Source organism: Cupriavidus sp. YAF13 (assembly GCF_052113425.1).
In the GTDB taxonomy this organism is placed as follows: domain Bacteria; phylum Pseudomonadota; class Gammaproteobacteria; order Burkholderiales; family Burkholderiaceae; genus Cupriavidus.
The window spans coordinates 24279-36137 of record NZ_JBFRDD010000020.1; the positions used below are offsets into that span (position 1 = coordinate 24279).

At 67.8% G+C, this 11859-nt stretch carries 10 protein-coding genes; 2 read left to right on the top strand and 8 right to left on the bottom strand.

The window, feature by feature from the left end; translation table 11 throughout:
- Positions 1–13: 13 nt before the first annotated feature.
- Together AB4061_RS17520 and AB4061_RS17525 are read right to left on the bottom strand one after the other, a co-directional pair.
- Positions 14–712, bottom strand: coding sequence for a hypothetical protein (locus tag AB4061_RS17520; protein ID WP_441635908.1), 699 nt, complete (start codon positions 710–712; stop codon positions 14–16).
- Between the two features lie 152 nt (positions 713–864).
- A complete protein-coding gene (locus tag AB4061_RS17525; RefSeq protein WP_441635910.1) occupies positions 865–1776 on the bottom strand; it encodes a LysR family transcriptional regulator in 912 nt (303 codons plus the stop codon).
- 336 nt (positions 1777–2112) lie between these two features.
- On the opposite strand from AB4061_RS17525, the gene AB4061_RS17530 reads away from it, so the two are divergent.
- On the top strand, positions 2113–2634 hold the full coding sequence (locus AB4061_RS17530; protein ID WP_441635912.1) for a hypothetical protein: 522 nt from the start codon (positions 2113–2115) through the stop codon (positions 2632–2634).
- On the opposite strand, the gene AB4061_RS17535 is transcribed toward AB4061_RS17530, so the two are convergent.
- The 3 genes from AB4061_RS17535 to AB4061_RS17545 are packed head-to-tail and all read right to left on the bottom strand — an operon-like array spanning position 2631 to position 4701.
- Positions 2631–3491, bottom strand: a complete 861-nt coding sequence (locus AB4061_RS17535) for an NAD-dependent protein deacetylase (RefSeq protein WP_441635914.1) — start codon at positions 3489–3491, stop codon at positions 2631–2633. The genes AB4061_RS17530 and AB4061_RS17535 overlap by 4 nt on opposite strands.
- 51 nt (positions 3492–3542) lie before the next feature.
- Positions 3543–3806, bottom strand: coding sequence for an oxidoreductase-like domain-containing protein (locus AB4061_RS17540; protein WP_441635916.1), 264 nt, complete (start codon positions 3804–3806; stop codon positions 3543–3545).
- A gap of 22 nt (positions 3807–3828) precedes the next feature.
- Positions 3829–4701 (bottom strand): helix-turn-helix transcriptional regulator, encoded by an 873-nt coding sequence (locus tag AB4061_RS17545; RefSeq protein WP_441635918.1) that lies wholly within the window; start codon positions 4699–4701, stop codon positions 3829–3831.
- A gap of 128 nt (positions 4702–4829) precedes the next feature.
- Here AB4061_RS17545 and AB4061_RS17550 point away from each other — a divergent pair, with 128 nt between their 5' ends.
- Positions 4830–6278, top strand: a complete 1449-nt coding sequence (locus AB4061_RS17550; protein WP_441635920.1) for an MFS transporter — start codon at positions 4830–4832, stop codon at positions 6276–6278.
- Here the strand turns inward: AB4061_RS17550 and AB4061_RS17555 are convergent, their stop codons facing one another.
- The 3 genes from AB4061_RS17555 to AB4061_RS17565 form a co-directional block, all read right to left on the bottom strand.
- Entirely contained in the window at positions 6279–6803 is a 525-nt protein-coding gene (locus tag AB4061_RS17555; protein WP_441636056.1) for an SRPBCC family protein, read from the bottom strand.
- A gap of 265 nt (positions 6804–7068) precedes the next feature.
- Positions 7069–8592 carry an efflux transporter outer membrane subunit gene (locus tag AB4061_RS17560; RefSeq protein WP_441635922.1) on the bottom strand — a complete coding sequence of 508 codons (1524 nt, stop codon included), beginning with the start codon at positions 8590–8592 and terminating at the stop codon, positions 7069–7071.
- Positions 8593–8627: 35 nt separating this feature from the next.
- Entirely contained in the window at positions 8628–11819 is a 3192-nt protein-coding gene (locus tag AB4061_RS17565; protein WP_441635924.1) for an efflux RND transporter permease subunit, read from the bottom strand.
- Positions 11820–11859 lie beyond the last annotated feature (40 nt).

The following is an 11859-nucleotide window of genomic DNA, read 5'->3' on the forward strand; positions in this document are numbered from 1 at the left end:
CTGGCGTTGGTCATCACGCCACCTCCCCGGAGAAGAGCTTCCATTTCAGTGCGTAGCGCGCAGACTGCTGCATCGATGCGCCAAGGCGCTTTGCCGCTTCCTGCAGTGCCTGCTCGTTCGCGGCTTCGGCGCTGCTCTCGATCACCAGGATGGGCAGCAGTTGCCGGTCGGTCAGGCTCTCCTTGGGCAACGGCTGGCTTAGCTCGGCGTCGGGCATCAGCAGGTAGGACTGGACAAAGCCAGGCTGCGCGGACAGTTGCCCGCCGACCTCGCCCGCCAGGTCGACCAGTGCCAGCGGATCCTCCGGTTGCGCCAGCGGCAGCACGGCAATCCAGCTGCCGCTGCCCTGCCCGACCGTGGCGGTGACTTCGCTCACGCGGCGCATCGGCTGGCGCATGCGGTCCAGGTTGGCCACCGACCACGGCGTCTGGCGGCGAAAGGCCGCCTTGTAGGCCGCGGAGGTGAAAGCACCGAGCGACTCGGTGCGATACAGGCCGAGATACTTGGGGCCGCCCTGCACGGCTTCATAGCGCGCGGCAGAGATGAAGCCTTCGATGCGGGCGCGCTCTTCCACGTGCTCGCGGTCGTACCATTGATTGAAATCGGCTTCGTCGGCCGCATCCACATTCGACGCGACAAACAACATGCCCTGCGGGGCCATGCCTGCCACGCTCTCTATCGCCAAACTTTCAGTCGCGAACATCTCGCTCATCAAACTCTCCGGTTGCCACGCCAATACAAAGCGGTGAGTTGATGATCGGCGCGATCGCCGCGCGCGACAAACGGGTTTTTCTTGGTGTTTCCGATCAGTTTTTCTGTTCGATCCGGCTGCGTTCGCGCACCAGCTTAGCGCGCGGCCATGCCTCACTCCGGCGCAAACGGTGCAGGCAGCGAACGCACAAAGCGATCCGATTCGCGGCAAGCCAGATCCGCCACCAGGCGAATCGCCTCCGACGCCGCATGGTCGAGATGGCTCACTACCAGCCGTTGGTGCGGCAGCGGCACATCGCAGCAGATCACGCGCAACTCGCCGCGCTCCACCTCTTCACGCACCGGCGCCAGCGGCATCAGCGCATTGCCAAAGCCCGCCTTCACCAGCCGCACGATGGCCGCGATGGAGCTCACGCAGTGCACCTTGCCAACGGGTAGCCCGGCCTTGCGGTACAACTCCTTGAGCGCCACGTGCGGCTGCGAGCCCGGGCTCATGGTGATGGTCGGGTGCTGCAGCAGCGTGGCCAGTTTCCCTTCATCGGGCTGCGCCGCGCCGGGCGGCCCGACCCACCCGATCGCCATCGGCAGGCACGGCGTGCTGGTGATGCCCTCGCCCACCGCGGGGTCCGTCTGCAAGGCGATATCGATGCCGCCGGCGCGCAAGGTCTTGTGCAGCCCTTCCGTGGTCTCTGAGGTGATCTGCACCTCGATGCCCGGATAGGATGATTGCAGGTGCCGCAGGAAGTCGACCAGCCAGGTATGCACCACGCTCTCGATGGCGCCGATGCGCACCAGCCCCAGCAGCTCATGGCCGGCGCGCCCCAGCACCATGATCTCCCGCTGCAGCTCCAGCAGCCGCTCGCCGTAGCCAAGCAGGCGCAATCCCACCGGCGTGAGCCGCAGGTCCCGCGCCTCGCGCTCGAATACGCGCGCGCCAATCTCCTGCTCCAGCGAGGCAATGCGATTGGACATGGCGGCCTGGGTGATGTGCAGCTTCTCGGCCGCCGCGCGAAAGCTGCCTAGCCGCGCCACCCACATGAAGGCTTCGACAAAGCGCGTATTCATGGCGCCGGGCCTCCGCACGCACCGCACGCACCGCACTCACCRCACCCACCGCACCCACAGCACCACACCCGCGCCCCGCCGCAGTGCGCGCGGCACGTCAAATCGGCTCCTGGCCAGCGCTGGCCAGACTCGCTACTTGCATTTTGCCCGCCTTGTGAAATTTCACAGTATTAACAGCGGATTTTAAGCAATATCCGCGCCAGTGCTGTAGTGGGATTCCCTAGCTTGCTTTCATGCCTTGCGGCTGCAGCAAGCGCCCCTCTGACGAAGGGTGGCGTTTGCTGAGGCCGAGCGGGCACAAGCCAGTGCCGGAGGGTGGCCGGATTCCCCGTCAACGTGAGCTTTATTGATCACCTCGAAGCGATACAATGCCGCGTCCGCATTGCCCGCGACAGCAACAACGGCAGCAATGGCGGCAGCAAGAGCGACAGCAAAATGAACGAGGTCAAATCAAAGCAACGTCCCGTCCCGCAACCGCCGCCCGCCGAAGCCGCCAACGGCGCCCGCTGGGTCAAGCCCTTTGCCCTGGTTGCCGCCACGCTGGCGGTGCTGCAATTCGGCCTGCTGGTGGGACGCTACAACAGCGGCAACGCCGCACTGCCGGCGCACGGCGGCAGCACGCCCCCCCCCAGATCGACAGCAGCAGCAGCGATGGCGGCAGCAACCTGCACGCACAGTTTCACCCGGAAGCCACCGAGGCCCAGATCCGGGCCTGGCTGCTGCGCGAAGGCCTGCAAATCGTCGACGGACCGGACGCCGCAAACCGCTACACCCTGCACGCCGGCGATGCGCAGCGCACGCTGCCGGTGCCCGGCCCCGGCAATCCGCTGGCTCGGCGCGATCCCTGAGCGCGTCTAGTGGGCGGGGGCGCCCGCAGGCAAGTCCAGCCGCCCGGCCAGGTCCGTCAGCGCCGCCGCGCACGAGGCATCCACCTTCAACGCCAGCAGCGCATCGGCACGGGTCTGGCCAAGATTGATGGCCGCCACCGGCTTGCCCAGCTTTTCCGCCGCCAGGCAGAAGCGGTAACCGGAGAACACCGTGAGCGACGAGCCGATCACCAGCAAGGCATCTGACTCATCCAGCGCCTGCAGGGACGCATCCACGCGCTCGCGCGGCACCGACTCCCCGAAGAACACCACGTCGGGCTTGAGCACGCCGCCGCAATGCCCGCACACGGGAATATGCACGGCCTCGAAGCTGGCCAGCTCCAGGTGCGCATCGCCGTCGGAAGCCGGCAGCGCGCGCAGTTCGGCTAGCGCCGGGTTGTCCGCCTCGAGCTGCGCCTGCAGCGAGGCGCGCGGGCGGCGCGTGCCGCATTGCAGGCAGATCACGCTGCCCACATGGCCATGCAGCTCGATCACGCCGGTGCTGCCAGCGCGCTGGTGCAGGCCGTCCACGTTCTGGGTGACAAGCTGGCGCACATAGCCTGCCGCTTGCAGCTGAGCCAGCGCGAAGTGCGCGGCGTTGGGCTGTGCGTTGGCAAGCACCGGCCAGCCCAGCATGCTGCGCGCCCAGTAACGCTGGCGCACCGCATGCGAGCGAAAAAAATCCTGCGCCTGCACGGGCGGCGTGCGCTGCCAGGTGCCCTGCGCGTCACGGTAGCCGGGAATGCCGGAATCGGTGCTGATGCCAGCCCCGGTCAGCACCAGCAGGCGCGGATGGTCCCGCACGAACGCGTGGAGATCAGCCAGCATATTCCGGTCGGCGACGGTCAAGGCAGGCTCCTCGTGAGGTACGTGTCTGGTGCTTGTGGCGTGCCAGCCGGGTCAGAAGCTGGGACCACCCGCGCCGGCATCGGCCGTCTGGCCGGCAAGCGCCAGCCAAGCCTTGAGCTCGGCGCGGTACTGCTCCATCGCCGCGGCGTGCAGGTCGAAGATGCAGGGATCGCAGCCATTGCCGCAGCAATCATTGATATCCGGCGTGGGCGGCGCCACAGGCTTGGGCGGCAATGCTTGCGCTGCCGGCTCCGGCGTAGCTGCCGCTTCTGGGGTGCGTCCTGCAGGGGACGCCAGGTTTTCTACCGACACCATCGACTCCGATTGAATTGCACGATCAGTATACGGCCGGCGCGCACGCACCGCTGCCGATGCCGCTGGCCAGCCACGCCTCGAACGCCTCGCTGCCAGGCTCCCCCGCAACCGCCGCATAGACCACCAGCCGCAGGTGACGCTCCTCGTCCGCAGTGAGCGTGGCATGCTCGCAGCGCACCGTCCCCACCGCATCCAGCCACAAGGCGCGGATGCCGCTGCAAACGCCCTGCACATCGTGCTGGCGCCACCATTGCCTGAAATCCGGCGCCGCGCGCTCCAGCTCGTCCACCAGCTCAAGCAGGGTCGGATCGTCCGGCGCGCGGGCCAGGTCGCGGCGAAAGCTCGCCAGCATCTGTGGCGCCTGTGCCTCCCAGCCGGCAAAGCGCTCGCGCATGGCCGGGTCCAGAAAGATCATGCGCAGCATATTGCGATGGCCCGGCGCGCAAGCGCCAAAGCCAAACACGCGCTCGGCCGCCGCGTTCCACGCCAGCACATCCCAGCGCAGGTTGAGCACATAGGCAGGCCGCAGCGGCAGGTCGTCCATCAACCGGCGCACCAGCGGCGGCACCGTGCACCAGGTGCGCCCGCTCTCGGCCGGCGGGCGCTGGTGCGCCAGCAGAAACAGGTGGCGCCGCTCGGCGGCGTCCAGCCGGAGCACGCGCGCCAGGTTCTCCAGGAACGCCGCCGAAACGCCGATCTCGCGCCCCTGCTCCAGCCAGGTGTACCAGGTCAGGCCCACGCCGGCCAACGCCGCCACCTCCTCGCGGCGCAGCCCCGGGGTGCGGCGCCGGCCGGCGCTGGGCAGGCCCGCCTGCGCGGGAGAGATGCACTCGCGCCGCTGGCGCAGGAAGTCCGCCAACGCGGCGCGTGTGCGGTCTAGGGTGCGTGGCGGCATGGAATTAGGGGCATGGAACTAGCTGCATGGAATTAGCCTATTGCCTGCTGTAATAGCATAAGGAGTTAAATTGTAATACTTTAACGAGCAGCTGAGAATGCGGGCCTGCGTATTCAACAGGATCCCCCATGCCCTCTCCAAGCGGCTTGCCCGTGCTGTTCGTGCTGTTGCTAGGTGGCTTTGTCACCGTCTTCGACCTGTTCGTGGTCAATGTGGCGATTCCTTCCATCCAGGCTGACCTGGGCGCCAGCTTCGGCGAGATCGGCGCGGTTGTGGCGGCCTACGAACTGGCCTACGGCGTGCTGCTGATCACCGGCAGCCGCCTGGGCGATCTCCACGGCCGGCGGCGGCTGTTCGCGCTCGGCATGGCGGGCTTCACGCTAGCCTCGGCGCTGTGCGGCGTGGCCCCTACCGCGGCGCTGCTGATCGCGGCGCGCGTGCTGCAAGGCGCCGCCGCCGCGCTGCTGTTCCCCCAGATCTACGCCGTGATCCGCGTCAGCTTTGACGAGGCCGCGCGCCGCCGCGCCTTCGGCCTGCTCGGCATGACGCTTGGCCTGGCCGCCATCGCCGGCCAGGTGCTGGGCGGCCTGCTGGTGCAGAGCGATCTGTTCGGCCTCGGCTGGCGCCTGATCTTCCTGATCAATATCCCGGTGGGCGCGGCTGCCATGCTGGCCGCGCGGCGCATCCCCGAATCGCGGGCCATGGCAGCGCCCGGCTCGCCCGCAAGCGGGCTGGACTGGCCCGGCGTGCTGCTGGCCAGCGCCGGGCTGACGCTGCTGCTGGTGCCGCTGCTGGAGGGCCCCGCGCGCGGCTGGCCGGGCTGGGCCTTTGCCTCGCTGGCGCTGGCCGCCGCCTTGCTGGCCGGCTTTGTGCGCGTGGAACGGCGCCGGTCCGCTCCGCTGGTGGACCTGGCCCTGTTCGCCCAGCGCCGCTTTGCCCTGGGTACGCTGGTGGTGCTGCTGGTGTACTCCACGGCCAGCGCGTTCTTCCTGTGCTTCGCCCTGCTGTTGCAGGCCGGGCTGGGCGTCGGCCCGCTGCTGGCCGGCAGCGTGTTCGCGCCGGCCAGCGTGGGATTCGTCGCCGCGTCGATATGGGCGCCCCGGCTGGTGGGCCGCTTCGGCAACGCCGTGCTCGCCGTGGCGGCCTTGCTGTACGCCGCGGCGCACACCGCCCTGACGCTCCAGGTGGTGACGGCAGGCGCCATGCTGGTGCCCTGGCATCTGGTGCCCGCGCTGATCCTGTTTGGCCTGGCCCAGGGCATGCTGATGACGCCGCTGCTCAATCTCGTGCTCGGCCTTGCACGGGAGGCGCAGGCCGGCATGGCGTCCGGGCTGGTGTCCACCATGCAGCAAGTGGGCGGCGCATTCGGCATCGCCATCGCGGGGATGTTCTTCCAGCGGGCGTTGCAAACCGAAGGCGGTATCGGTATCGGCATCGGCAGCGCGCAACGCTATGCCCACGCGTTTGCCGGCGCGATGGGCTACAACCTGGCGGCGGCGTTGCTCTGTGCGCTGCTGTTGCTCGCGCTGGCTCGGCCGGTAGCCAGCCCGGACGCGGCGGCCCAGGCGGCGCGCTGATCAGCCGCCCGTGCCGGGCGAGGGCTTGCGGGCCTCCAGCACCGCCCGCAGCCGCGTCACCGCCTCGGCCGACTCGGCCTCAATGCGCTTTCGCAGCACCAGCCAATTAGTCAGCGTAAAGAGCAGATTCGGCGCGGCGTAGCTGAATTCGCGCCGGAAATGCGTGCCCTCCGGCGTCTGGGCGAGCGTGTAGCGGACCGCGCCCGCCTCGCGCCCGTCGATGGTGCCCTGGATCGTCCAGGCCGAGGATGGGCTGCGCTCCACCGCAGTCCACACCACCTGGCCGCGCCGCCCGGCTACCAGGAAGGTCTCGGTGACCTGCTCGCCGGGCAGGAGCGAATGACCGGCCGAGGCGCCAGTCACGGCGAGCGAGGATGGATGCCAGTTGGGCCAGTTGGCGGGCGTGGAAACGTAGTCGAACACCACGGCATCGGGTTGCGCGATCGTCACCTCGTTGACGATATGCGTAACGGCGCGCCACGGCCGCGGCAACGGGAGCAACAGCACGGCCGCCGCGCCCGCCAGAACCAGGAACCCGACGAACAGGGTCCGCCGTTTGTGGGTCCGCCTACTGTGGGTTCGCGTACTGTGGGTTCGCCGCCTGCTCATGGTGGAGGCCTGGACAAACAATGCGCCGGCGGGCTGCGGTAAGGCCTGCGGCCCTTTCCGGCTGGGGTGGCCGAGGTGCTTTTAGTGTAGTCAGATTTGTTGGCCACGTTGGCGCGGCAATGACAAAACGCGGCAACCGCGCGAGGGCGGTTGCCGCGTTTTGAAGGCCTGGCGCCAGGACTCAGTGGTTCGATGCCAGCGGGCCAGTGCCCGCCTGCGCCACGCTGGGTGCGGCATCCGGCAACGGCCCCCAGCCGCCGCCCAGCCGGCGCACCAGCGCCACCGTGGCGGAGGCGCGCAGCCCGGCCACCTGGTTGGCATCGCGCTGCGACTGCAGCACCGTACGATCCGCGTCGATCACCGTCAGGTAATCCACTGCGCCCGCTTCGTAGCGGCTGCGCGAGATCTTGGCCGCGCGGCGGGCGCCGCCCAGTGCGCCGTCCAATGCGCCGGCCTGCTGGCTCAGCCAGCGTACGTCTGCCAGGCTGTCTTCCACCTCGCGCATCGCCGTCAACACGCTCTGGCGGTAGCTCGCCACCGCTTCCTCGTGCTGCGCGCGCGCCGCCGCCAGGTTGGCCTTGTTGCGGCCCCCGTCGAGGATCGGCGCGGCAATCGTGCTGCCCACCAGCGGGCCCAGCATCCACGCGCGTGACGACCACTTGAACAGGTTCGACAGGTCGTTCGATTCAAAGCCGAACAAGCCGGTGAGCGTGATGCGCGGATAGAACGCGGCCTTTGCCACGCCGATGCGCGCGTTGGCCGCCGCCATCAGGCGCTCTGCCTGGGCGATGTCGGGGCGGCGCTCCAGCAGGTCGGAGGGCAGGCCCGCCGGCACGGAGATCAGCGCCGCGTCCAGCGGGCGCGCGGCCAGCGTGAAGGCGGCCGGCGGCGCCCCCGTCAGTACCGCCAGCGCGTGCTCCTGGTTGGCGCGGCGGCGTTCGATGCTGGCCAGATCCGCGCGGGCCGTACCCAGCTCGGCTTCGGCGCGGGCGGGGTCGAGGTCCGTGGTCTCGCCTTCGTCGAACCGGCGCTTGAGCAGCTTGAGCGCGTCCTCTCGCAAGGTGATGGTGGCGTTGAGCAGGTCGCGCTCGCTGTCCAGCGTGCGCAGCGCGAAGTAGGCTTGCGCAACGTCCGCCTGCAGCGCTAGCAACACCGAGCGATACAGGTCTTCGGCAGCGTCGCCTTCCGCCCGCGCCGCCTTGACGTTGTCCGCCACGCGGCCGAACAGGTCGAGCTCGTAGCTGGCGATGGCGCGTGCCTTGAGCACCGTCTGCGGCGCCACCCGCGTGCCGTCCGGCAACCCCTGCGAGGCGGCCGAGGACTGGGTGCGGGTCGGGTCCAGGCCCACGCTCAACTGCGGGTACTGGTCGGCCTCGGCCACGCCGGTGAAGGCGCGGGCCTGCTTGAGGCGCGCCGCGGCGATCGCCAGGTCCTGGTTGGACTCGGTGGCCGTGGCAATCAGGCGGTCGAGATCGGCGTCGCCGAAGATCTTCCACCATTCGCCGCGCTGCGCGCCTTCTGCCGGCGTGGCCACCTTCCATTGCGTGCCTTCGGCTTGCGCAGCCATCGCTTCCTTGTAGGCCGGCGTGGCGGCGGTCGCGCTTTCCGGCACCTTGTAGGTCGGCGCCAGCGAGCAGCCCGCCAGGATCAGGGCCACGGCCAGCGTGGCCAGGCGCGGCAGCGCCGCGGGGAGTCGCGATGTCATCTTGGATGTCAATGTTGCATTCATGTCGATCACCGTTATTCAGCGGAGGCGATAGCCTTGTGGCTCGCCGACGGCGCGTCCGACACCGTGCGGCGCATGCCACGGGTCGCCAGCAGGCGCAGCGCCACGTAGAACACGGGCGTCAGGAACAGCCCGAAGAAGGTCACGCCCAGCATGCCGGCGAACACCGCCACGCCCATCGCATGGCGCATCTCGGCACCCGCGCCGGTGGACACCACCAGCGGCACCACACCCATGATGAACGCGAACGACGTCATCAAGATCGGGCGCAGGCGCAGGCGGCTGGCTTCGATCGCGGCGGCCACGATGGAGCGGCCTTCATGCTCCAGTTCCCGCGCAAACTCCACGATCAGGATCGCGTTCTTCGCTGACAACCCCACCAGCACGATGAAACCAATCTGCGTGAAGATGTTGTTGTCGCCCTTGGTCAGCCACACGCCAGTCATGGCAGCCAGCAGGCTCAGGGGCACGATCAGGATCACGGCCAGCGGCAAGGTCAGGCTTTCGTACTGCGCGGCCAGCACCAGGAACACCAGCAGCACGCACAGCGGGAAGATCCATACCCCCGCGTTGCCGGCCAGGATGTCCTGGTAGGTCAGGTCGGTCCACTCGAACTTGATGCCCTTGGGCAGCGTCTCGGCCGCAATGCGCTCGGCCGCGGCTTGCGCCTGGCCCGAGGAGAAGCCCGGGGCCGGGCCGCCGTTCATGTCGGCCGCGGTAAAGCCGTTGTAGCGGATCACGCTGTCCGGGCCAAAGCCCTGGTTGACGGTGAGCAGCGACGACAGCGGCACCATGTCGCCCGCGCTGTTGCGCGTCTTCAGTTGCAGGATGTCCTCGGCGTGAGCGCGGAACTGCGCATCCGCCTGGACCTTGACCTGGTAGGTCCGGCCAAACTTGTTGAAGTCGTTGACATAGGCCGAGCCGAGGTAGGTCTGCAGCGTGTCGAACACATCCGTCACCGGCACGCCCAGCTGCTTGGCTTTCACCCGATCCAGCTTTACATCCAGCTGCGGCACGTTGACCTGGTAGTTGGTGAAGATACCGGCCAGCTCAGGCGTGGCGCGCGCCTTGGTGGTAAAGGCGTTGGTTGCGTCGAACAAGGCGTCGTAACCCAGCGCGGCGCGGTCCTCGATCATCATCTTGAAGCCGCCGATGGTGCCCAGGCCCTGAACCGGCGGCGGCGGGAACACGGCGATGAAGGCGTCCTGGATCGCGGCGTACTTGCCGTTGAGCTGCGCTGCGATGGCGTTGCCCGACAGTTCCTTGGTCTTGCGTTCTTCAAACGGCTTGAGCGAGACAAAGACGATGCCGGCGCTCGGGCTGTTGGTGAAGCCATTGATCGACAGGCCCGGGAAGGCAATCGCCGATTCCACGCCCGGCTGCTTGAGCGCGATGTCGGACATCTGGCGGATCACGTCTTCGGTGCGGTCCAGCGTGGCGCCGTCGGGCAGCTTGGCAAAGCTCACCAGGTACTGCTTGTCCTGCGCCGGCACAAAGCCCTTGGGCACCAGCTGGAACACACCCCAGGTCAGTGCCAGCATCACGGCGTAGACGCCGAACACTGCCGTCTTGCGCGAGATCACGCCCCTCACACCCTTGCCGTAACGATCGGCGCTGGCGCCAAAGAAGCGGTTGAAGCGGCCAAAGAAGCCACCCAGCACGCGATCCATGCCGCGCGAGAGCCAGTCCTTCGGCGCATCGTGGCCGCGCAGCAGCAGCGCGGACAAAGCCGGCGACAGCGTCAGCGAATTGAAGGCCGAGATGATGGTCGAGATGGCGATGGTCAGCGCGAACTGCTTGTAGAACTGACCGGTCAGGCCCGTCATGAAGGCCAGCGGCACGAACACGGCGATCAGCGTCAGCGCGATGGCGATGATCGGGCCGCTCACCTCGCGCATGGCCTTGTAGGTGGCCTCTTTTGGCGATAACCCCTCGGCGATATTGCGCTCGACGTTCTCCACCACCACGATCGCATCGTCCACCACGATCCCGATGGCGAGCACCAGCCCGAAGAGTGACAACGCATTGATCGAGAAGCCAAAGGCGTGCATCAGCCCGAACGTCCCCACGATCGACACCGGCACGGCCAGCAGCGGAATCACCGAGGCGCGCCACGTCTGCAGGAACAGGATCACCACCAGCACCACCAGCGCGATGGCTTCGAACAACGTGTGGGTCACGGCCTCGATGCTATGGCGCACGAACTGCGTCGGGTCATAGACGATGCTGTAGTCCACGCCATCGGGGAAGTTCTGCTTGAGCTCCTCCATGGTCTTGCGCACGTCGTCCGAGATCTGGATGGCGTTGGAGCCAGGAGCCTGGAAGATCGGAATGGCCACCGCGGACTTGTTGTCCAGCAGCGAGCGCAGCGCGTACTCCGACGCGCCCAGCTCGATGCGGGACACGTCCTTCAGGTAGGTCACGCCGCCATCGGGCGAGGTCGCCACGATGATATCGCCGAAGGCCTCCACGGTTTCCAAGCGGCCCTGCGCGTTTACCGAGAGCTGCAGGTCAGCGCCCGGCAGCGCGGGCGAGGCGCCGATCACGCCGGCGGCCACCTGCACGTTCTGCTCGCGGATCGCCTTGACCACGTCGGCGGCCACCAGCTTGCGCTCGGCCATCTTCTCGGGGTTCAGCCACACGCGCATGGAATAGTCGCCCGAGCCGAACAGCTGCACCTGGCCCACGCCCTGGATCCGCGCCAGGCGGTCCTTGACGTTGATCACCGCGTAGTTGCGCAGGTAGGTCATGTCGTAGCGGTCGTTCGGCGAGACCAGGTGGACCACCATGGTCAGGTCGGGCGAGCTTTTCACGGTGGTGATGCCCAGGCGGCGCACGTCCTCCGGCAGGCGCGGCTCGGCCTGCGCCACGCGGTTCTGCACGAGCTGCTGGGCCTTGTCCGGATCCGTGCCGAGCTTGAACGTGACGGTCAGCGTCAGCAGGCCATCGCTATTGGCTTGCGACGACATGTAGAGCATGTCTTCGACGCCGTTGATCTGCTCCTCCAGCGGAGACGCCACGGTAGCGGCAATCACCTTGGGGTTGGCGCCCGGATACTGCGCGCGCACCACCACGGACGGCGGCACCACCTCGGGATACTCCGAGATGGGCAGCTTGAACATCGAGATGGCGCCGATCAGGAAGATCAGCACCGATAGCACGCCGGCAAAGATAGGCCGGTCGATAAAGAATTTCGAGAGATTCATCTCAGTCTCGGCAGTCTTGGCGAAAGGGCTCCCCCTGGCG

Coding starts and splice junctions, on each gene's coding strand:
- AB4061_RS17520 (WP_441635908.1), bottom strand. CDS start 712: ATGAGCGAGATGTTCGCGACTGAAAGTTTGGCGATAGAGAGCGTGGCA.
- AB4061_RS17525 (WP_441635910.1), bottom strand. CDS start 1,776: ATGAATACGCGCTTTGTCGAAGCCTTCATGTGGGTGGCGCGGCTAGGC.
- AB4061_RS17540 (WP_441635916.1), bottom strand. CDS start 3,806: ATGGTGTCGGTAGAAAACCTGGCGTCCCCTGCAGGACGCACCCCAGAA.
- AB4061_RS17545 (WP_441635918.1), bottom strand. CDS start 4,701: ATGCCGCCACGCACCCTAGACCGCACACGCGCCGCGTTGGCGGACTTC.
- AB4061_RS17550 (WP_441635920.1), top strand. CDS start 4,830: ATGCCCTCTCCAAGCGGCTTGCCCGTGCTGTTCGTGCTGTTGCTAGGT.
- AB4061_RS17560 (WP_441635922.1), bottom strand. CDS start 8,592: ATGACATCGCGACTCCCCGCGGCGCTGCCGCGCCTGGCCACGCTGGCC.
- AB4061_RS17565 (WP_441635924.1), bottom strand. CDS start 11,819: ATGAATCTCTCGAAATTCTTTATCGACCGGCCTATCTTTGCCGGCGTG.